This is a genomic window from Paenibacillus sp. P22 (genome assembly GCF_000469945.2).
In the GTDB taxonomy this organism is placed as follows: Bacteria; Bacillota; Bacilli; order Paenibacillales; family Paenibacillaceae; genus Paenibacillus_O; species Paenibacillus_O humicus.
The window spans coordinates 1-20,373 of sequence record NZ_CBRA020000255.1 but is presented as its reverse complement, the minus strand read 5'-3'; the positions used below and the strand labels follow the sequence as shown (position 1 = coordinate 20,373).

Annotated in this window: 18 protein-coding genes; 1 reads left to right on the top strand and 17 read right to left on the bottom strand. The window is 60.1% G+C overall.

All coding sequences use genetic code 11. The features are described 5' to 3' along the window. The 6 genes from BN871_RS25035 to BN871_RS25015 form a co-directional block, all read right to left on the bottom strand. Window positions 1-1,785: FtsX-like permease family protein (locus BN871_RS25035; protein WP_048749777.1), on the bottom strand; the 1,785-nt coding region annotated here is incomplete at its 3' end. 4 nt (window positions 1,786-1,789) lie between these two features. Continuing rightward, the gene (locus tag BN871_RS25030; protein ID WP_048749769.1) at window positions 1,790-2,878 is read right to left on the bottom strand and encodes an efflux RND transporter periplasmic adaptor subunit; all 1,089 of its coding nucleotides are present in this window, start codon (window positions 2,876-2,878) and stop codon (window positions 1,790-1,792) included. Continuing rightward, window positions 2,844-3,620 carry an ABC transporter ATP-binding protein gene (locus tag BN871_RS25025; protein ID WP_083436651.1) on the bottom strand — a complete coding sequence of 259 codons (777 nt, stop codon included), beginning with the start codon at window positions 3,618-3,620 and terminating at the stop codon, window positions 2,844-2,846. The genes BN871_RS25030 and BN871_RS25025 overlap by 35 nt, the downstream gene beginning before the upstream one ends. A gap of 314 nt (window positions 3,621-3,934) precedes the next feature. Further along, window positions 3,935-4,939, bottom strand: a complete 1,005-nt coding sequence (locus tag BN871_RS25020; protein ID WP_048749767.1) for a Gfo/Idh/MocA family protein — start codon at window positions 4,937-4,939, stop codon at window positions 3,935-3,937. A gap of 124 nt (window positions 4,940-5,063) precedes the next feature. Then, complete coding sequence (locus BN871_RS29800; protein ID WP_269745458.1) at window positions 5,064-5,198, bottom strand: hypothetical protein; 135 nt, start codon at window positions 5,196-5,198, stop codon at window positions 5,064-5,066. Window positions 5,199-5,237: 39 nt separating this feature from the next. Further along, a complete protein-coding gene (locus tag BN871_RS25015; RefSeq protein WP_048749766.1) occupies window positions 5,238-7,529 on the bottom strand; it encodes a preprotein translocase subunit SecA in 2,292 nt (763 codons plus the stop codon). Window positions 7,530-7,632: 103 nt separating this feature from the next. Here BN871_RS25015 and BN871_RS25010 point away from each other — a divergent pair, with 103 nt between their 5' ends. After that, window positions 7,633-8,628, top strand: coding sequence for a glycosyltransferase (locus tag BN871_RS25010; protein WP_048749764.1), 996 nt, complete (start codon window positions 7,633-7,635; stop codon window positions 8,626-8,628). 222 nt (window positions 8,629-8,850) lie between these two features. On the opposite strand, the gene BN871_RS25005 is transcribed toward BN871_RS25010, so the two are convergent. The 11 genes from BN871_RS25005 to carB form a co-directional block, all read right to left on the bottom strand. Further along, complete coding sequence (locus tag BN871_RS25005; RefSeq protein ID WP_232313346.1) at window positions 8,851-9,639, bottom strand: ABC transporter permease; 789 nt, start codon at window positions 9,637-9,639, stop codon at window positions 8,851-8,853. A gap of 10 nt (window positions 9,640-9,649) precedes the next feature. Continuing rightward, window positions 9,650-10,552 carry an ABC-2 family transporter protein gene (locus BN871_RS25000; protein ID WP_083436650.1) on the bottom strand — a complete coding sequence of 301 codons (903 nt, stop codon included), beginning with the start codon at window positions 10,550-10,552 and terminating at the stop codon, window positions 9,650-9,652. Then, window positions 10,549-11,598: an ATP-binding cassette domain-containing protein gene (locus BN871_RS24995; protein ID WP_021877040.1), complete on the bottom strand. Its 1,050-nt coding sequence runs from the start codon at window positions 11,596-11,598 to the stop codon at window positions 10,549-10,551. Before BN871_RS24995 ends, BN871_RS25000 begins: the two co-directional genes overlap by 4 nt. Before the next feature lie 284 nt (window positions 11,599-11,882). After that, a complete protein-coding gene (locus tag BN871_RS24990) occupies window positions 11,883-12,380 on the bottom strand; it encodes a tetratricopeptide repeat protein (RefSeq protein ID WP_048749762.1) in 498 nt (165 codons plus the stop codon). A gap of 72 nt (window positions 12,381-12,452) precedes the next feature. Then, the gene (locus BN871_RS24985) at window positions 12,453-13,796 is read right to left on the bottom strand and encodes a stalk domain-containing protein (protein WP_048749760.1); all 1,344 of its coding nucleotides are present in this window, start codon (window positions 13,794-13,796) and stop codon (window positions 12,453-12,455) included. Between the two features lie 123 nt (window positions 13,797-13,919). Then, window positions 13,920-14,381 (bottom strand): GNAT family N-acetyltransferase, encoded by a 462-nt coding sequence (locus tag BN871_RS24980; protein WP_048749771.1) that lies wholly within the window; start codon window positions 14,379-14,381, stop codon window positions 13,920-13,922. Next, complete coding sequence (locus BN871_RS24975; protein WP_021877035.1) at window positions 14,378-14,983, bottom strand: hypothetical protein; 606 nt, start codon at window positions 14,981-14,983, stop codon at window positions 14,378-14,380. The genes BN871_RS24980 and BN871_RS24975 overlap by 4 nt, the downstream gene beginning before the upstream one ends. Further along, window positions 14,980-15,795 carry a hypothetical protein gene (locus tag BN871_RS24970; protein ID WP_021877034.1) on the bottom strand — a complete coding sequence of 272 codons (816 nt, stop codon included), beginning with the start codon at window positions 15,793-15,795 and terminating at the stop codon, window positions 14,980-14,982. Before BN871_RS24970 ends, BN871_RS24975 begins: the two co-directional genes overlap by 4 nt. A gap of 182 nt (window positions 15,796-15,977) precedes the next feature. Further along, window positions 15,978-16,625 (bottom strand): orotate phosphoribosyltransferase, encoded by a 648-nt coding sequence (gene pyrE, locus BN871_RS24965; protein WP_048749759.1) that lies wholly within the window; start codon window positions 16,623-16,625, stop codon window positions 15,978-15,980. Continuing rightward, window positions 16,622-17,368 carry an orotidine-5'-phosphate decarboxylase gene (pyrF, locus tag BN871_RS24960; protein ID WP_048749757.1) on the bottom strand — a complete coding sequence of 249 codons (747 nt, stop codon included), beginning with the start codon at window positions 17,366-17,368 and terminating at the stop codon, window positions 16,622-16,624. The genes pyrE and pyrF overlap by 4 nt, the downstream gene beginning before the upstream one ends. A gap of 121 nt (window positions 17,369-17,489) precedes the next feature. Beyond that, window positions 17,490-20,373, bottom strand: a 2,884-nt coding sequence (carB, locus tag BN871_RS24955) for a carbamoyl-phosphate synthase large subunit (protein ID WP_048749756.1), incomplete at its 5' end; no start/stop codon positions are given.

Genomic DNA, 20,373 nt, shown 5'->3' with positions numbered 1-20,373 from the left:
TCCGCCTCCCTGCGTCGGAGGAAGCTCGGGCGATCCCGGCCATACCGTCTGCATGACCACGTCGGTGCCGTATTGGTACAGCGTCCGTTCCGTGGAGTTGAGATCGATCGTCCGGGCCGCGGAGGCGTTGTACACGCCCAGCCCCAAGGTAAGGATAAGCAGAATCATAAGCGGGTAATAACCTTTGGACGAGCGCGACAGCTGCGTCAGCGTCAAGTACAGCGGAACCGGCAGCAGCTTGCGGCCGAGCCAGTTGAACAGGCGCAGCAGCCACGGGAACAGCCGCAGGAAGAACAGTCCGAGCGAAAAAATCGCCAGCGCCGGCACGAAGAACAGGAACGGCTGCACGTTGAGCTGATCCGTCGTCATGCCGGTCTGGAACGTCAGCATCTGCCGCTGGTTGAACAGATACCATCCGTAGCCGGTCGCTCCGAGCAGCAGGATGTCGAGAAACCATCGCTGCCATACGGGCGCCCGGTCCGAGCGGGCCAGCTGCTGCTTGTAGCCGACGATCGAAGCGCGGGCGTAGATGACCGCCGGGATGACCGTCGCCAGCATGGCCAGCAGCACCGCTGCGCATCCCGCGATGATGGCGTCGGTGGTGAAGCCGACCGGAATCGACTTGCGGTCGACGAATTGCAGGAAGCCGTTCGCCGAGCCGATGCTCTTGGCCATGAACCAGCCGAGCATCGGTCCGAGCACGAGCGCCGCGCCTCCGAGCAGCAGGCTCTCCAGCAAGTACAGCCAGACAATCTGCCTCGTTCCGGCTCCGCGGCTGCGGAGTACCGCGATGTCGCTGCGCTGCTTGTCGAGCGCCTGGCGGGCGTTCATGGCGATGAAGTAGAACACCATCGCGATCATCGGCGCCGCCAGCGTGAACAGCAGCGTCTGCAGCTGCACGCTCATCTTGCGGAATTCCTGCAAGGTCGTAGCGAAGCTGATTTCGACCTTCGTGTCGGTAAGCTTCTGGTACAGGTCGATGTTGAGCCTCTCCAGCGTCTGGCTGAGCGGAGACAGCTCGCTCGTGCGGATGTTGCGGAGATCGAACGAGTAGTACCAGCTGCTGCTGTGCACCGGAATCTTGTTCCCCGTCAGGAGGGAATCCTCCATGGCGGCATCGCTGATCAGGAAGGTGCTCATGAGCCCTTCGAGCCCTTGATACCAGTACGGATCGCTGCTTTTCTTCGGCTTGAAGGTGCCGACGACGACGACGCGGATCGATTGGTTGGAGCCGTTCGCGTAGACGGGATAATCGAATGCGTCTCCCACGTGCATATCCGCCCGGTACAAGGCATCGTCGAGAACGACGGCTTCTACCGTCCTGCCGTCTCCTTTGCCTCCCGCGAACCAGCGGCCCTGCGCCAGGTCGGCTTGGGCCTCGAGGCCGGACAGCGATTGCAGGGAGAACTGCCTCATGATGCTGGCGTCGACCTTGGTCGGATCCTCGGGCGTGATCGCGGCGCTGCGGATCGCGTAGTTCTTCACCGCGGTCTCGACCGGGAAGCCGATCATGTCCGGGACTTCCCCGCGGATATAGGCGTCCACGTTCTTCAGCGAGCCGAGATCGGTAGGACCGCCCGAGGCGGAATAGCGCATCAGCAGGGAACCGGCCGGAAGGCCCTCGCTCTTCTCCTGAAGCGACTGGGTGACGACGCGCTTCAGCGCGCCGTCCGCATACATGGGTATGCTGACCGCGAACGCGACGGCGAGCACGAGGCCCGCCAGGGAACTGAGCGTCAGCCAGCGCGTGTTCCACATTTTGCGGAACAGGAATCGAATGAGCATCACCTTACTTGCCCACCACTTTCATCCCGGGCTCGAGGCCCTTGAGGATTTCAATCGCCGTTGCGGTGCGCTCGCCTACCTCGACATCCACCTCCCGCTTCGTCTCGCCTTCGGCAACCTGCACATAGGTCCGCGAGCCGATGCTCCGGAGCGCGGAAGGCGGAATGACGACGGCGTTCGGCTTGCTCTTCACGATGATGCTGACCGAAAGCCTCGTGCCCCGGGTAACTCCGGCAGGCATTTTGTCCAGCTGTACCGTCAGGAAATCCTCGGGGCGCTCCGGCTTCGTTCCGGTGCCGCCGCCGTTGCCGCTTCCGCTGCCGTTGTTTCCGCCCGATTCGTCATCGGCGGCTTTGACGGGGAGCGTCTTGACCTTGCCGTTGATCGTGCCGGCGTTGTTGATATCCACGACGGCCTTCATGCCGACCGACACCTTCTCGAGATCGCTGGAATCGAGCTGAATGCCGGGAACCAGCTGGGAGGTGTCCGCTATGACGCAGACGGGATCGTAGGCTTTGACGGCATCGCCCTTCTGCAGCGTCAGCTGCACGATCGTGCCGGAGAACGGCGCGGTCAGCGTCGCCTTGGCGATCTGCTGCTCCAGATCGGCTATCGCCTGCTTCTTCTCCTCGAAGGCGATGACGGCCGCTTCGAAATCGACGGGAGGCATCTCGTCCTTCTTGCGGAGCGTCTCCTTCATGCCCACCTCGTCCTTGCGGAACTGAAGCTTCTGGTCGCGCACCTGCTTCTGCAGATCCTCCACATCCAGCGAAGCGATGGGATCGCCCGCTTTGACCTTCTGGCCTGCTTTTATGTATAAGTCCTTCAACCGCTTGCCGTCCAGCGTGTAATAGAGCGTTTCCTCGCGCAAAGAAATCAATTTGCCCGTCGTGTCCACCGTCGTCGTCAGCGTTTCGGTCGTCACCTCGTACTCGGGCTTCTTGGAGATCTGGGGCGGCGCGATCGACGGGAGCACCTCCTCCGACTGCTCGGCGGGCAGCAGCGAGCAGCCCCCGGACATAATCAGCGAACAGCCCAGCAGCACGGCCGCGGCGCTTTTAGATGAACGTACCGTCCACCATTTCGTAAACATGATCGGCAACCTCCAAAATCGTAGGATCGTGAGTGGTCATGCATATCGTGACCTGCTCGGATTTGATGATCGTGCGGAATACATTCATGATCTGGGCGGACATCTGGGAATCCAGCTCCGCCGTCGGCTCGTCGGCCAGCAGCAGCCTCGGCCGATGGGCGATGGCCTTGGCGATGGCGACCCGCTGCTGCTCGCCTCCGGACATCTCGAAGGGACGATGCTTCATCCGCTTCTCGAGCCCGACCAGCTCCAGGCAGTGCGCGACCCGCTCTTTCCACTCGCCGCGCGGCGTTCCCGCCATCCGGAGCGACAGCTCCACATTTTCCCAGGCGGAAAGAAGCGGCATGAGGGCGAACGCCTGGAAGATGAATCCCATTCGCTCTCTGCGCGCCACGGTCCGGCGATCGTCTCCAAGCTCATGGAAGGGCAGACCGTCGAACCATATCTTCCCTTGGGAAGGAGTGTCCAGACCTCCGATCAGATTGAGCAGCGTCGTCTTGCCGGAGCCGGACCGGCCTTTGAGCATGACAAGCTGCAGCGGATCGACCTTCATGTCGATTCCCTTCAGCACATGCACGTCGGCGCCCGAGGAATGGAACGAGCGATGCACGCCGATGACCTGCAGGATCGGCTCTGCCCGGCCTTGCGTCTGGCGAAGCTCCTCGCCCGCAGCTTCGGCGGCGGCGTCTTGGCCCGTCTCTGCCGGCAGCTGTTCCCCCGGGCGTTTCAATTTCCAAACCATAGACCCTCTCCCTTTTCTCATCTTTCTCATTTTCGTTCTGACGATTGGAAATGCTTAAAGGTTACACCTTAATTTGGTTTTCACCGATTTTTTTTGCAAAAGAGTTCCATCGTACCGGTGTCAAGTGATGCCGCTTGCTGCTGGCGGCCTGTTTTTCGGTCAAATTTCGACATTCAGGGCTAGTGGGCGGAGCATCCGGCCTCATTGCGGATGGACGGAAAAAGAGGCTGTCCCAAGCCATGGATATGACTCGGAACAGCCCCTTCCTTATTCAAGCGCAATTGGTTTCATAAAAAAATCCATGCCGCCATTCGTCAAGCGATGCTTCCGTCGCGCCTGTCGGCGGGGTACTCCAGGCCGATCTGCCGCCTGGCTTCATCCATGATTTCCAGCACCGCCAGAGAGTTGTCGAACGTATTGATGCCCGATTCCAGCTTGCCGCCAAGGATCAGGCGCGTGAATTCCTCGATCTCGTACTGCATCGTGTTGTCGGACTGAGGCCGGGTCACATCCTCTTCGGGACGGCCGTCGCGGTAGCGGATGACGACGCTGTCCGGCTGGCTGATGCGGGTGACGAGCATGACGCCGTCTTCGCCCTGGATTTCCGCCGGGAGCGAGGAATCCGATATTTTCGAATGGACGAGCACGGCATCCATTCCTTCGTAGGAAAGCGTCAGCGTGCCTTTGCCGTCCACCCCGGAATCCAGCATGACGGCGCTTGCCTGCACCGACAAAGGCTTGCCGAACAGAGCGACGAGAGGATAGATGCAGTAGGTGCCGATATCCATGAGCGAGCCGTTCGACAGCTCCGGCTTGAAGGCGTTCAGCACCTCGCCCGCCTTGTAGCGGTCGTACCGGGACGAGTACTGGCAGAAGGAGGCGAAGTAGTTCCGGATCCTGCCGAGCTTCGGGAGATTGTCCCGGATCGCGGAGAAGTTCGGCACGAAGGTCGACTTCATCGCTTCCATCAGGAGCACGCCGTTCTCTTTGGCCGCGGCGATCATCTCCCGCAGCTCGCGCGCGTTGGACGCGATCGGCTTCTCGCAAAGCACATGCTTGCCCCGCTGCATGAAGTAGATCGCCTGCGGCGCATGGAGGGAATTCGGACTGGCGATGTAGACCGCGTCGATGGCGTCGCTGTCCGCCATCTCTTGCAGCTCGGTGAAGCGCAGCGCAATATCATGCTTGTCGGCGAATTCCTTGCCCCGCTCCGCGGAGCGGGAATAATGGGCCGCCACGACCGCCTCCGGCACCCGCCTCGCCGCATCGATGAATGTCTCTGTAATGAAATTGGATCCGATGATTCCGATTCTGACCATAACTGTTCTCCTCCTGACAACGCTGTAATTCTCTGATCCTCTTATTCTAGCACAGCGAATCCAATCGGAAAAAACAACGGAAATTGCAACCCGCATGCTTCGGCTGGCCGTCTCCCTATCATCGTCATCCATTGGAGTCGATTCGAAAGGCCAGCTTCTCAGGGTGCCGCTTGCTCCCCGCAAGCAGATCCTGGAACACCGGGAGCTGGACCGGATTGATCTCCTGCAGCAGCAGCCCATCCAGCTCGCGAAACCGCAAGCCCGGCGATTCGCCGGCTTGGTCGCGGGGACAACGCCGTCAGCCTTTGTTCAGCGCGGCGAATGCCCGGTCCAATACCGGCTTCATTATCTTGCGAATATAATAAGCCATTATTGTTTCTGCTGTCCATGAGCTGCGATTGTTCTGAATGTATTGGTCGTTGATAATATAAGTCCGAGTGGAAGCGGGGCTCTTCAGCCCGAACTGTTCCCACTTTGCCGGATCGTTCGCCCCCCCGAGCCTTAGGAGCATATTCGCCGACTCTCGATCTATCTCAGCTGGAATTTGCTCGTAGGCTTGGATGATTTGCGCATGAAATTCGGCGATTGGATTGCGCTCGGCAAGGCTCTCCAAATGGATGCCTTCGCGAAGGTAAGAAACGTAAGCCAGATGGTCAGCCCAGAACTTGTCGATATAAAACAGCCGTACCCGCTGCTCCGAAGGGCTCATCGGCGTCTCGCCTTTCAAAATTCCGAGCCGCTCCTCGTATAGAATGCGCCTCTGTTCCTCCACCATATCCGAATAACAGTTCAGTTCCTGGCGGATATGGAAGTTCTGGCCCATAACAACGCGCTGAATATGCGCGATTTTGCTGCGGAGCACCGGCTTGTCGATAGCCTCATCCTGCCTGAGATTGCGATACGCTTTATCGATGCCGAACCGCAGCAGCAGCTCGTCCTCCAGGCTTGCGAAAAATACGGAAGCTCCCGGGTCGCCCTGGCGGCCAGAGCGACCGCGCAGCTGGTCGTCGATCCGCACGCTTTCGTTCACATGCGTGCCGATGACGTACAGTCCGCCCAGCTTGGCGACAACCTCGGCTTGCGCGGGGCTGCCGCCGCCGAGCCGGATGTCGACGCCGCGTCCCGCCATATTCGTCGATACCGTCACGGCGCCGATTTCTCCCGCTTTGGCGATGATCTCGGCTTCTTTTGCGTCATTTTTCGCATTCAGAACGTGGCAGGTTACGTCGGCAGCCGCCAGCGCCTCCGCCAGCCTGTCAGACTCCTCGACGCTTGACGTCCCAATGAGAATGGGGCGTCCCGTCGCATGGACGGATGAGATTTCGTGTACAAGCGCCTTGAGTTTGGCTTCTTTATGGGTATGGATCCGGAACGGATGGTCAATCCGAATGTTTGGCCGGTGCGGCGGTATTTGCACAACCTGCAGCGCATAGATTTCTTCGAATTCCGTTGCGGAAGCGTGCGCGGTAGCCGTCATTCCGCAAATTTTCGGATACAGGCTGAGGAAGTGCTGAAGGGTAATCGTCCCGAGAACTTCCCCGCCGCCTTTCGACTGCAGCCCTTCTTTGGCCGCAAGCGCGGCTTGCAGCCCATCCGGCAAATGCCTGTTCTCCGCCACGCGGCCGGTATATTCGTCGATCAGCTCGATTTCCCCGTCCCGGACGATGTAATCGACGTCCTTCTTCAATAACAATTCCACATGCAGCGCGCAGTTTAATGACGTCAGCAAATGACTGTTTTGGCTTGTGTACAAATTGCCGCAGCCCAGCAGCGACTCCGCTTTCGCCGAGCCGGCTTCATTCAAATAAACGTTCCGCTTGAACTCGTCGAAGTCGTAATGCTCGACTTGCTGCAGCTGCCGGGCCGCCTCTGCGAAACGGATGCCGTCATTGCTGGAAGAGCCGGCCTCGCCGGCGATGACCAACGGCACCCGCGCTTCATCGAGAAGCAGCGAATCCGCTTCGTCGACGATGACGCAGTGGAACGGACGATGCACGATATCGGCTTCGTTCAGCGCGATCGTGTCTCGCAAATAATCGAATCCCGCCTCTTTGGCCGTAACGTAGGTTATATCGTTGGCGTACGCTTCCCGCTTCCCGGACAGGCTCATGCCCGCTTGAACCGAGCTGACCGTCAGCCCCAGGAAACGATAGACCGGACCCATCCACTCCGCATCCCGATGGGCCAAATAATCGTTGAACGTCAGCACATGAACGCCTTTCCCGGTCAGCGCGTTCAGGTAAGCAGGCATGACCGCAGAGAGCGTTTTCCCTTCGCCGGTATGCTGCTCGATCAAAAACCTCTCGTGCAGGGCGATGGCAGCCATGATCTGGACATCGTAAGGCTGCAATCCCAGCTTTCTCTTCGCGGCCTCGCAGACCAGCGCATAGGCATCGACTAGCAGCTCGTCCAAAGGCGTGCCGGACTTGGCTTCTTTTTGCAGCCGGACGGATTCCGCCTGAAGCTGTCGATCGTCCCATGCTTTCAAATTCCGTTTTCCGATGAGCTCCGCTTTGTCCCGGTAGACTTTCAGCTTAGTCCGGTTATCGCGGTCATAGAATGTTTGCATCCATTTGACGGCTCTATTCATAGAAACTCGATCTCCCCTCGGCAGGAATGCGCTTGGCGGCTTAACCTCTCTCCCAAAGTGCTCTATAATGACAGCAGGATGCACACATTCAGGAGGGTTTCCAATGATCAAAGTAGGGCTAGTGATGAGAAAAATCCAGTTCGCCGAGGCGCAAGGGCCGCGGATTTACGCCGAAAGGCTGAAGGAGCTCAGCCGTGAGCTGGGCGTGGAAATCGTCTATATCATGCCGGAGCGCCATGTCAGCGATTACGACCAGGCTCCCGGCTACGAATACGAAAAGGGCGATCTCGTCAATTACGATCTCGTGCTGGAGCAGCTGGAACGGGAGAAGATCGACCGGGTCATCTATACCGTATCGGGCTTCACGTTCCTCAAGATGTTCATAGACAAATGCGTTCTCTTCCCGCATTCCTACCCGCATCCGGACTTGACCGGGTACGAGATGATGAAGCCCTTCTATTCCATCGTGGACAAGGCCGTCGTCCATACGGACTATCTCAAGGGACTGTTCAAGACCGACTACGGCGTCACCGACGTGGACGTCATCCCGATCGGCTTCGAGGGCGATCTCGCCCGCAAGCATTATGATCCGGATGCCGTCATCGGCAACCGCATCCTCTGGATCGGCCGGGACGAGCCCAACCGCAGGCCGGAGCTGCCGATCGAATATGCCCGGCGCAATCCGGACAAGGATGTCGTCATGGTCATGGGCGGGCAGCGCTACCGGGAAAGCATGAAGCGCTACGACATCCCTTCCAATGTCACGCTGCACTTCGCGCTGACGCGACAAGACATCTTCGGGCTGATGAACTCGTCCAAAGTATATTGGAGCTCCAGCGTCTTCGATACGTTCTCCATGCCGCTGGCGGAAGCGATGGCGATGGGCAAGCTGGTCGTGAAGCCGGATCATCCCTGCTACGGCCATATTTCCTCCACGCACACGTTCGCCGGCAACGAGCGCAACTGGTTCGAGCTGCTGAACATGGCGGCCGCATCCCCGCTCAAGGTTTCATCCGACAACCGCGGCTATGCCTTCGAGCGCTTCTCGGATAAGGTCATGAGAGACGGCTACGAGCGGTTTTACGCCGGCTGGCTGTAGCCGGCCAACGAATAGCGGCCGTTCCGGATAAAGGGCCATCCGCGCGCCGCCCTCCGGTTGAAGGCGGCCTCGATCCGGCTTCAGGCGAGACATGCGCAGTCAGCCAAACAATGGAACCCTTTCAGCCCGGCTCTCCTGCCGCATTCGGTTTCACCTGGAGTCGAGCCGCGGCTGAAGGCTTTTTTGCCGTGCATCCAACGCCTCGTCGGCGCCTCCAGCCCGTCAGCTTCGCATCGTCATCATATTGCCCGAACTGTACCTCCTCAGCCCCCAGTAGAAGAAGCCGATGGAGCCGGCGGCGAGCAGCGCCGCGGCACCGGTCGCGAGCAGCAGATAATCTCCCTGCCAGCCCCGCAGCAGCCCGATCGGCATGTAGCTGATGAAACCCGCCGGGATGACCGTGAACAGGATGAGCCGCACCGCCCCTTTGAAAATATCCGTCGGATACGTCGTAAAGGCCAGATGGCCGTTGAACAGCTGGAACGCGATTCCCTCCGCGTTGCCGATGAAGAACGCGAGCGAGCCCGCCGCGACATTGAAGAACAGAAAGATCAGGCCGGCCAGCAGCAAGGCAAGCAGGTAGCGCAGCAGGCCCCCGAGAGAATGATCGCCTGCGTACGCGTAAATCGCCCAGCCGAACAAAAAATCGCCGATGGCCGTAAGGGACATGCGGCTTGCCAGCACATTGAGCAGCACCGGCTTCGGCTGGGTCAAATACACATCAAGCTCTCCCCTTGAGGTGATGAAGGCGATGCGGTTGAAATTGCCGAACAGCATGCTCGCCCAGCCGAAGCCGCCCGTGCCGACGGCCCACATCATCATGACATCGCTCAGCTCCCAGCCGTTGACCGACGGAAAGCGGCTGAAGAAAATCCCCCAGAACACGATCCAGATGACATTGTTCAGGAACATCATGCCGGCCGTCATGAAAAAGCTGAGCCGGAATTCCATCGCCCCCGCCAGATTGAGCTTCCAGCAGGTAAGCAGGAACGGCAGCGTTCCCTTTCGCAAGCTTCCTTTTCTAGCCTCCGTTGACATTCAGCCTTCTCACTCCCCTCGAGTAGATCCAGGCGACCAGCGCGCCGAGCAGTACGATCCAGATCATCTGGATGCCGAGAAATGCCCCCAAGGCGCCCGTTCCGCCCACGGCCGTCTTCGCCGGGAAGTACAGCACTGCCTGGAACGGCAGCCATGCGCAGATCTGCTGCAGCCAGTGCGGCATGAGATCGAGCGGAATGAGCATGCCGCCGACCGTGAACTGCAGCTTCTGCAGGACGAACTCCAGGCCGCGGGTCTCCTCGACCCAGAAAGCGCACAGCGCGATGGACATGTTGAGCAGGTAAGCAATCGTGAAGGAGCCGAGGCCGAGCGCCGCCATGCCCGCCCAGCCGAAGCCGAAATCCGGCGGTCCGACCATCAGCCAGCCGATCAGCATGCCTGCGGCGAGATTGACGCCGAAGCGGAGCAGCGCCTCGCCCATATAGGAGAAATATTGATAACCGACATAGGATATCGGCGTCAGCAGGCGGACGGCGACGCCTCCGCTTTTGACCTCCTCCTCGATTCTCGTGCATTGCTGGGGACAGGCCATCGTGAACGCCTCCGTCAGGACGAGATACCAGATGATGTCCCTCAGGACGAAGCCTCCGATGCTCGCCTCTGCTCCCCCCTGCCCGCTGTAGGCGGCGCTCCACAGCTGCATGAAGATGAACAGGATCAGCAGGAGAAAGACGGAGCGGATGAGAAAATCCGCCATGTACGCCGTCTGCTGCTTGAAGGTGATGGTGCCGACGGCGGCGTATTTGCGCCCTTTCAGCACCGCCGCTTCCTTTGGCGATGAGTACCTCCTCCGTCCCCATCCGCGATCGCCGAGCGGATCGTATCCTCGTGCTGTTCCTTCGAGATTCTGGACTTCCGTTTTCATGGCAGCCCCCCTCCTTCCCCGCCAAATGAACCACCGGCCGCCGATTCATGATCGCGGCTTCTGGAGAATAGCGTCTTGATGACCTCTTCCATCGGCGGGTCCTCGATCGTCACATCCGCGATGCGGATGCTTCCCATGAGCCGGGACAGCACCGTTTCGATGTCGGTGCTCGTCAGATCGACCGAAAGCTTCAGGACGCCTTCCTCCGCCTCCAGCAGCTCCGTCCCGGCCAAGCCTTGGACCGCGGCTCCGGAGCCTCGCCCCTCCCCCGCCAGCCTGACCGTCACGGTCTTGTACCTCAGAATGTCCCGCTTCAGCCCCTCCACCGGCCCGTCGACCATGATGCCGCCGTGATGGATGACGACCGCTCGGCGGCACAGCTTCTCGATGTCCCCCGCATCATGCGAGGTCAGGAAGACCGTCGTCCCTTCCTCCCGATTCAGCTCCGCGATGAGCTCGCGGATCCGCTCCTTGATGATGACGTCGAGCCCGATCGTCGGCTCGTCGAGGAACAGCAGCCGCGGTCCATGCAGGAAGGAGGCCGCGATCTCGCAGCGCATCCTCTCTCCGAGCGACAGCTTCCGAACCGGCACGTTCAGGTACGGACCGAGATCGAAGCGTTCGATGAGCGAAGCCTTCCGTCTCAGGTAGACGTCCCGGTCCAGCTCGTAGATGCGGCTCATCAGCTCAAACGTATCGCTCGGCGGCAGGTGGTACCACAGCTGTGATTTCTGCCCGAATACGGTGCCGATGAGATAAGCCAGCCGTCCGCGCTCCTGCCAGGGCGTATAGCCAAGCACCTTCGCCTCCCCCGAGGTCGGATGCAGAATGCCGGTGAGCATCTTGATCGTCGTGGATTTGCCTGCGCCGTTCGGACCGAGGAACGCGATCGTCTCTCCTTCCTCTACCGCAAGATCGATTCCTTTCACCGCTTCCTTCTCTCCCCACTCCGGCTTCCACAGCGAGCGGAAGCTTCCCCCGAGTCCAGGCTGCTTGCGCTTGACCATGAACGTTTTTTTCAGCCCTTTAGTCTCAAGCACCTTCATGTCCGACGCCCCCTTCTGTCTATGATTTCCGCTGGAATCAGGCCTTCAGTCCGGGTATGGATAGCAAAAAAAAAGACCTTCGAAAAGCCGGCCTGACCAAGCAGGCGGAACTTTCCGAAGGTCTTTTATCCCTACGGTGTACACGGCCTATCGCGCCGCGGCGGTTTCGCTCGGTTCGGACGAAGAGAGGGCGGCGCATGGCGGCCCGCTTCCCGGATCCCTAGAAACCCTTCCGTTTGATGGTACATATTACATGGCAAAAAACGGAACGTAAAGCCTTTTTTTCAACTCCAAACCCGATCCAACTTGTCGGAATAAAAGCTCAAAGCCCGTCCGTACGAGGAGATCCCCTCGTCGGAGCTCGTCTCGGCCAGCTGCACGAGGAGCAGCTCCATCGCCTCGGCATGGCGGCCTAGATTATGCAGGGTCATGGCCAAGAACACGTTGAATTCCCGCCGCTGCGGGTACTTGGCCAAAGCCTCGCGAAGCAGCTTCTCGGAGTCCCCGTATGAGCCAAGCGTCCTCAGCGTGCTGCCGAGGCCGAGTCTCGCGCCAATGTCATCCTTTTCGGGCAAGCCGAGCGACAGCGCCTTCTCGTACAGCGGCACCGCCTCCCTCTCCAGCCCGAGCGAATCATGGGTCCAGGCGAGCTGATACCATATCTGCGCGTCCTCCGGATGCGCATCCGCCAGCTTCGCAAGCAGGAGGCGCGCCTTCTCGGCGTCGCCCTCTGCTCGCAAGGATACGGCTTCCTGCAGTCTGTCGGCAGGGTTGAGTTCCATGCCCGCAGCCTCCTGACTATCCAAGGATGAGTTCATTTTTCATTTTGAAGGGCAATTCGAAAAGCTGCCGCTTTACGCTTGCTTGGCGGCTCCCTCGAGCAGAGCGATCATGTCCGCATCCTCGATGGCCTTGGCATATTCCAGCGGCGTTTCCTCCGCGCTTGGATAGACTTTGTTCGGATCGGCGCCGGCTGCAAGCAGTAGCTTGGCGATCTCCAGGCTGCCCGCGCCGACAGCCTCGTAGAGGGAATTGTCGCGCTTCGGATCCGCCCCGTACTGCAGCAGCAGCTTCACGACGGCCGGATCGGGGTCATAAGCTACGGACTCCCCGTATTCATCCTCGTCGTACATCGTACGGCTGGCATTTTCGAGCGGGGTGTAGTCCTGGGAAGCATCGCAGTTGCAATCGTTGGCATCCGCGCCGCTCTTGAGGAGCAGCTCCACCATCGAAGGCATGCGCTTGCCGTCCTTGTCCACCGCCGTCGTAGCCGCGATGAGCGGCGGGAAATAGTCTCCGGCATCGTATGCCTTGACGCCGGCGCCGGCCTTCAGCAGCTCCGTCACGATAGAGGCTCTGCCGGAAAGGATGGCATGCCACAGAACGGAGCCGTAAGCTTTTTCGATGGCCGGAATATCCGGCTTATAGCTGAGCAGAAGCTTCACGGTCGCCAGATCGGCCTCTTCCGTCGTCTCCGCATAACCCGTTGCAGTGAATTTGTACGGATAGGAAACGACATCGAACACCGTCACGTTCTGGCCGTTCTCGTCCAGATCGGCGGTCTGGAGCGATGCTCCCTGATCGAGGAAAAAGCGGATCATCTCCTCGTTGCGGAATCCGACGCTGTTCAGCAGCGGCGCCTTGCTCTTCGCGATCTTCCAGCCGTCCGCCATCAGTCCCTTGAGACCGGCGATATCCTGCTTGAAGACGTAGCCGTTGGCGTATCCGTCCAGCTCGAGCTGAAGCTCCTCCGGCGTCTGGCTCGTAATCGTCACGAGCGACTTGGAGGCGTTCCAGCTGACATGCGCTCCAAGCGCTTCGCCGACGAAGCGCAGAGGAACGAGCGTCCGCCCCTTCAGCACGACGGAGCGCTGGGCCAGCGTGACTTTTTGGCCGTTGATAACCGCCGTCTTTTCGCCGATTGTCAGAACGACGGTTTTGCGGCCCTTGACCGCCGTAATTTTTTTGCCCGAAACCGACAGCTTCGCTCCCAGTCCCTCGAAAATGCCTCTCAAAGGCACCATCGTGGAGCCTTCCAGCAGGATCGGCGACTGATCGTATTTCTGCAAAGCTCCGTCCAAGGTTACGCTGATGGGAGCTTTCGCTGCCGAGGCTGCCGGCGCTAAGCCTGCTGCCCCGGTCGCAAGCGCCGCGGATGCCAGCAATATCCCGGCCGTTCGTTTGAATTTGTTTGTCATGTTCATATCCCCCAACTTAGGTCGATTGTACCTCTATCTCTAGAAACTCCCCGTCTATTATCGACGCTGATAGGAGAAATGTCTATTGAAATATAAACAATCATTATTCGACACGAATAAGGTCTACAAATCCATCGAAAACCGGAGCATGTCGCGCAGAATCATTCCGTTCTCGATGATTTCCTCCTCATAATGCCGGATGAAAAAATTGCGGTCCACCCCGGTTATCCGGAACCCGCATTTCTGGTACAGCGCGATCTGGCCAATGCCCGTGCTGCCCGTGCCCACCTCGATCGTCGCCATGCCGATCTCACGAGCGCGTTCGACGGCATGAAGCACGAGCTTCTTGCCGATGCCGCGTCCCTGATGGGACTCGGAGACGGCCACGTTCACGAGCTCAGCCGTTGCCGGACGGGTACGGATCAGGACGTACACCCCGATGGCGGCATGCGCTTCTTCATCTTCCAGCACCCAGCATTCCCCGCGCCCGGCATATTCCTCGACGAGATCCCGTGCGGGATCGGCTAGCAGCAGCAGCTCCAGAGGAAGCGGCTCTCCCCGCATCAAGCGTTTTATTGATCTCATGCTTTCCAATCGATGATCCTCCCCTTCTCTTCCTCTTCCCTAGGCGGCAGCTTGGCCAGCCGGAACGGAATCCGCAGCAGCAGCAGTTCCAGCAGGAGCAAAAAGACGACAAAAGCGCCGAATGCAACCATCCAGCCCTGATCGTTGAAGTTCAGCAGATACGGGTATGCCAAGAGCTGCAGGACGCTGCAAGCCAGATAGAGCTTGCCGCGTCCGGCAATGGTTCCCGCAAGCTCGACAGCTCCGGCTTCCTTCGCCAGCGCCAGAAAGCCCTGGAACAGCCAATACGCCATAAGCGTATGCAGCAGCGTCAAGCCTTGGCCGTACAGATGCATGCCGAGCGGTACCGAAGCGAAGCCAGTCAGCGTATCCGATTTCAGGACCAGATCCGGCAGCGACAAGAGAGCCTGAATATAGGCTGCCGCCCTTGCTTTGCCGAACGATTTATGGCTCGAAGCGAGAGTCCCGAGCGCGGAAGCCGCCATCAGGCAGCCGATGAAGTCAGGCAGAATATCAATGGTTCCGAACCGGATATCGATAAAGATGAGCGTAAGTCCCCAGCCGAGACGGCGCAGCGGAGCCATCAATCTGGCGTCGATCATGGATTCGCCTCCCTTTTAACGAGGGCGCGTACCTGGGCTTCGGTCAGATACAGATTGAACTGGATCAGGTTCTTATCGATCCGCTCCGTTCCGTCCGAAGCTTGCGACCGGATCGTCATCCACGGCCTGAACACGGTCGGGATTCCGGCGGCCGGGTCCTGCTCATGCCACTGATAGTCCACTCGCAGCGATGCGCCTTGCGGGACCCGCTCCGGCAGCTGGATCGGAACGAGCTCGCCTGCGCCCGGCATCGTCGCTTTCAGCTCATAGGTCAGCAGCGGCTTGTAGTTGTCGCCGATGCTGGTCGAGACCTCCTCAACCACGCTATCCCTTCTCAAGCGTCCGCTTATGAATCCGGAGCCGTCGCTGCCTCCGCCCGAAGAGTAGAAATTCAGCGCCCCGTTCCCGTCTCCCTCCCCATCCTCTACTTCGATGATGCCGATCGGCACTTTCTTCGGAGGCCCTTCATTGTAATAGACGGTCGCCTCTGTATACTTGCCGGGTTGCAGATCGCTTTCGGCATAGCCGAAGGCATGCATGAATTTCTGATGGGAAAAGCTCTGCCACTCGGTCAATTCAAACCGGAGCGACGGCAGCGCTTCGATTTGGATGGCCGTCACTTTTTTGCCTGTACTCTTGTTCTCCAAATAGTAGAGATCGATTATGCTTCCCTGCGTGGTCGTCATGATTTCATGATTCATGAACAGCGGCTCCCGCAGCTGGCCGCTCCGATAATAAAGGACGTTGCCGATCCAGCTTCCGGCGATCAGGACCGCGATGATTCCGGCTAGAAGCCGGTTTCTGGTATTCATTTCGCTCTGCCACCCCCTTCACGCAGTTTAGCAGAGACGTCTGGGAATGTCTTCCTTATTCGGATTTTTTATGCCGACTTTAGTTGGATGGGGCCAGCCCTTTAGGCTTAACTCGACGGATAAAAAAGCCGGCCCCGCTTGTTCGCGGAGCCGGCCAGATTGGTTGGCGTCAAAATGTGCTCTTACTTCCCGTACCCTTGCGGGTCCTCGCGCCAAGCCTTGAGCGAATCGATCTGCCCGCTCTCCACGACGCCGCGTTCGGCGGCAACGTCGATGAGCGCCGAATAGCTGCTCAGCGTCGCCAGCGGCACGGAAGCCTCGGCGAAGGCATCGGATGCCTGCTTGAACTGGTACGTGAAGATGGCCAGGACAGCCAGCACTTCCGCTCCGGCTTCGCGAACCGCTTGCGCGGCCTTGAGCGAGCTGCCGCCGGTCGAGATCAGGTCCTCGATGACGACGACCTTCTGGCCCTCGGCGATCCGGCCTTCGATCAGATTCTGCTTGCCATGCCCCTTGGCCTTGTCGCGGATGTAGGACATCGGCAGGTTCAGCTTCTGCGCTACCCAGGCCGCATGCGGGATGCCGGCCGTTGCGGTGCCTGCGATCGCGTCCGCATCGGGGTAGTTCTGACGGATGACAGCGGCGAAGCCCTCGGCGATCAGCTCGCGAATCTCCGGATAGGACATCGTCAGGCGGTTGTCGCAGTAGATCGGGGATTTCAGTCCCGATGTCCAGGTGAACGGCTCCTCGGGACGAAGCGCGACCGCTCCGATCTCCAGCAGCTTGGCGGCGATTTCCCGCGGAAGGCTTTCCAGTTGGATCGTGCTCATGGCTTGATCAGCTCCTCGATAATGGATTCGATGGCGGCGCGCGGATCTGCGGCCTTCGTGATCGGACGTCCGATGACCATATAATCGGTTCCGGCTTGAAGCGCTTCAGACGGAGTCATGACGCGGCTCTGGTCGCCGATATCGGCGCCGGCCGGACGGATGCCCGGCGCCACCGTCTGGAATGTCGGCCCGCAAAAGTCCTTGACCAGCGTTACTTCATGCGGCGAGGCGACGACTCCGTCGAGGCCGGAAGCGATGGCCAGCAGCGCGTAGCGCTTGACCGCCTCCTCCATCGTTCCGAGGATGCCGATCTCGTCGTTGAGCATCTCCAGGCTCGTGCTGGTCAGCTGCGTCACGGCGATGACCGTCGGGCGGGCCAGCGTGGAGTCGGCATCCAGCGCCTCGTCCACTCCGTCCATCGCCGCCTCCATCATGTCGCGGCCGCCGGCCGCATGGACGTTGAACATGTCGACCCCGAGGCGGGTGACGCTTTTCGCTCCGCCTTTGACCGTGTTCGGAATGTCATGCATTTTTACGTCCAGGAACACTTTATACCCCCGCTGCTTCAGGCTGCGGACGAAGCCCGGACCCGCCGCATAGAACAGCTGCATGCCTACTTTCATATAACAAGGAATGCCTTCAAGCGCCGCCAGCAGCTTCTCGGCCGAAGCCGCGTCCGGATAATCCATCGCGACCATTACCTTGCCCGCCGCCTGCTCGCGGCTCAACGTCTGTACGCTCATGGTACTCCTCCTCAACGTAATTTATGGGCATAGAGAACGGCCATGCTCCGCGAATCGGCGCCGGATCCTCCGCAGGAGGCGTTCCGGCGACAAGCCGCGAGGCTGGCCGTGCATCATGGAATTATTGCAGCACCGGCATCGGATTGGAGCTGAAGTTGATCGTCTCCAGCATCTTCAGCAGCGCGCGGACCGTATCGAGCGACGTCATGCAGACGACGCCGTTCTCGACCGCCTCGCGGCGGATGCGGAAGCCGTCGCGCTCCGGCGTCTTGCCTTTGGTGAGCGTATTGAAGACGAACTGCGCCTTGCCGCTGCGGATGAGGTCGAGGATGTTCGGAGATCCCTCGCTCAGCTTGTTCACATGCTCGACGATGATGCCCGCTTTCTCCAGAGACTCGGCCGTGCCGCCGGTCGCGATGATCTTGTAGCCGATGGCGTAGAAGCCCTTCAGCAGATCGATCGCTTCTTCCTTGTCCTTGTCGGCGACGGTGGCGATGATCGATCCTTGCAGCGGAATCTTCATGCCCGCGCCGATGAGGCCTTTGTACAGAGCCTTCGCATACTGCTCGTCGCGGCCCATGACCTCGCCGGTCGACTTCATCTCCGGCGTCAGCGTCGGGTCGACGCGGCGCAGCTTGGCGAAGCTGAATACCGGCACCTTGACGGAGACGAAGCTGTCCTCCGGCCAGAGGCCGTCGACATGGCCGAGCTCGGCCAGCTTCGTGCCGAGAATGGCGCGCGTCGCGAGATTCGCCATCGGCAGGTTGGTCACCTTGCTGAGGAACGGAACCGTGCGCGAGGAACGCGGATTGACTTCGATGACATAGGCTTTGTCGTTATGGATGACGAACTGGATGTTGACGAGGCCCACGACTTTGAGCGCCTTGGCGATCGAGATCGTAATGTCGACGATCTGCTGCTTGATCTCCGCGGACAGCGACTGCGGCGGATAGACCGCGATGGAGTCGCCGGAGTGGACGCCTGCGCGCTCCACATGCTCCATGATGCCGGGAATGACGACCGTCTCGCCGTCGCAGATCGCGTCGACCTCGGCTTCCTTGCCGAGCATGTAGCGGTCGATCAGCACCGGATGCTCCGGATTGATCTTCACCGCTTCCGCCATATAGCCGACCAGCTCCTCGTCGGAGTAGACGATTTCCATCGCGCGTCCGCCGAGCACGTAGGAAGGACGGACCAGCACCGGATAGCCGAGGCGGCCAGCCGTTACGACAGCCTCCTCGAGGTTGGTCACCGTGCTGCCTTCCGGCTGTGCGATGTCCAGGCTGCGGAGAAGCGCTTCGAACTTCTTGCGGTCCTCCGCGGTATCGATGCTCTCCAGGCTGGAGCCGAGAATCCGGACGCCGGCCGCAGCCAGCGGAGCCGCCAGGTTGATCGCCGTCTGGCCGCCGAACTGCACGATGACGCCGATCGGCTTCTCCTGCTCGATGACGTTCATGACGTCCTCGAAGAACAGCGGCTCGAAATACAGCCGGTCCGAAGTGCTGAAGTCGGTCGATACCGTCTCCGGGTTGTTGTTGATGATGACGGCTTCATAGCCGGCCTTTTGAATCGCCCACACCGCATGCACGGTGGAGTAGTCGAACTCGATGCCCTGGCCGATGCGGATCGGGCCGGAGCCGAGCACGAGCACCTTCTCCTTGTCCGTCTCCAGCACTTCGTTCTCCACCTCGTACGTGGAGTAGTAGTACGGGGTCGTCGCTTCGAACTCGGCGGCGCAGGTATCGACCATCTTGTATACCGGGCGCAGCTGCTGCTCGTGGCGGAAGGAGCGGATTTCCGCTTCCGTCGTCATCGTCGCCTGGCTGCCCTCGCGGCGGATCTCGGCGATCGAGCGGTCGGAGAAGCCCTTGCGCTTCGCCTGGTACAGCAGCTCCTTGGTCAGGCCGGGCGCGCGGCGAAGCTCGTCCTCGAAGGCGACGATGCCTTCGATCTTGTCGAGGAACCACCAGTCGACCTTCGTGATGTCCTGGATGTCGGAGAGCGTCCAGCCGCGGCGGAACGCTTCGGCGATGAGGAACATGCGCTCGTCGTCGGGTTTGGCCAGGCGGGTGCGGAGCACTTCGTCGGACAAGCCGGCCGCGTCCTTCAGGTGGAAGCGATGAGCGCCGATCTCAAGCGAGCGGATCGCCTTGTGCATCGATTCCTCGAACGTGCGGCCGATCGCCATGACTTCGCCTGTCGCTTTCATCTGCGTGCCGAGCTTCCGGTTGGCGCCGGTGAACTTGTCGAACGGCCAGCGCGGAATTTTGGACACGATGTAGTCGAGCGTCGGCTCGAAGCAGGCGTAGGTTTGTCCCGTTACCGGGTTGACGATCTCGTCCAGCGTATAGCCGACGGCGATCTTCGCCGCCATCTTGGCGATCGGATAGCCGGTCGCCTTGGAGGCGAGCGCCGAGGAGCGGCTGACGCGCGGGTTGACCTCGATGACGTAGTATTGGAAGCTGAACGGATCCAGCGCGAACTGCACGTTGCAGCCGCCCTCGATGTTCAGGGCGCGGATGATCTTGAGCGACGCGGAGCGCAGCATCTGGTACTCGCGGTCCGACAGCGTCTGGCTCGGCGCTACGACGATGGAATCGCCCGTATGCACGCCGACCGGATCGAAGTTCTCCATGTTGCAGACGACGATGCAGTTGTCGTTGGCGTCGCGCATGACCTCGTACTCGACTTCCTTCATGCCGGCGATCGATTTCTCGATCAGGCACTGGCCGATCGGGCTGTAGCGGATGCCGGACGATACCGTCTCGAGCAGCTCCTCTTCGGTGGCGCAGATGCCGCCGCCCGTGCCGCCGAGCGTGTAGGCCGGACGCACGATGATCGGATAGCCGATCGAGTTCGCGAAGTCGACCGCCTCCTCGACCGTCGTGACGATGACGCTCTCCGGCACCGGCTGCTCCAGCTCGCGCATCAGGTCGCGGAACAGGTCGCGGTCCTCGGCCTTCTCGATGGCCGACAGCTGCGTGCCGAGCAGCTTGACGTTCTCG

Excerpts from the sequence above, each read along its gene's own strand:
- BN871_RS25030 (WP_048749769.1), bottom strand. The coding sequence starts at position 2,878 with ATGTTTACGAAATGGTGGACGGTACGTTCATCTAAAAGCGCCGCGGCC.
- BN871_RS25025 (WP_083436651.1), bottom strand. The coding sequence starts at position 3,620 with ATGGTTTGGAAATTGAAACGCCCGGGGGAACAGCTGCCGGCAGAGACG.
- BN871_RS25020 (WP_048749767.1), bottom strand. The coding sequence starts at position 4,939 with ATGGTCAGAATCGGAATCATCGGATCCAATTTCATTACAGAGACATTC.
- BN871_RS25015 (WP_048749766.1), bottom strand. The coding sequence starts at position 7,529 with ATGAATAGAGCCGTCAAATGGATGCAAACATTCTATGACCGCGATAAC.
- BN871_RS25010 (WP_048749764.1), top strand. The coding sequence starts at position 7,633 with ATGATCAAAGTAGGGCTAGTGATGAGAAAAATCCAGTTCGCCGAGGCG.
- BN871_RS25000 (WP_083436650.1), bottom strand. The coding sequence starts at position 10,552 with ATGAAAACGGAAGTCCAGAATCTCGAAGGAACAGCACGAGGATACGAT.
- BN871_RS24995 (WP_021877040.1), bottom strand. The coding sequence starts at position 11,598 with ATGAAGGTGCTTGAGACTAAAGGGCTGAAAAAAACGTTCATGGTCAAG.
- BN871_RS24990 (WP_048749762.1), bottom strand. The coding sequence starts at position 12,380 with ATGGAACTCAACCCTGCCGACAGACTGCAGGAAGCCGTATCCTTGCGA.
- BN871_RS24985 (WP_048749760.1), bottom strand. The coding sequence starts at position 13,796 with ATGACAAACAAATTCAAACGAACGGCCGGGATATTGCTGGCATCCGCG.
- BN871_RS24980 (WP_048749771.1), bottom strand. The coding sequence starts at position 14,381 with ATGAGATCAATAAAACGCTTGATGCGGGGAGAGCCGCTTCCTCTGGAG.
- BN871_RS24975 (WP_021877035.1), bottom strand. The coding sequence starts at position 14,983 with ATGATCGACGCCAGATTGATGGCTCCGCTGCGCCGTCTCGGCTGGGGA.
- BN871_RS24970 (WP_021877034.1), bottom strand. The coding sequence starts at position 15,795 with ATGAATACCAGAAACCGGCTTCTAGCCGGAATCATCGCGGTCCTGATC.
- pyrE (WP_048749759.1), bottom strand. The coding sequence starts at position 16,625 with ATGAGCACGATCCAACTGGAAAGCCTTCCGCGGGAAATCGCCGCCAAG.
- pyrF (WP_048749757.1), bottom strand. The coding sequence starts at position 17,368 with ATGAGCGTACAGACGTTGAGCCGCGAGCAGGCGGCGGGCAAGGTAATG.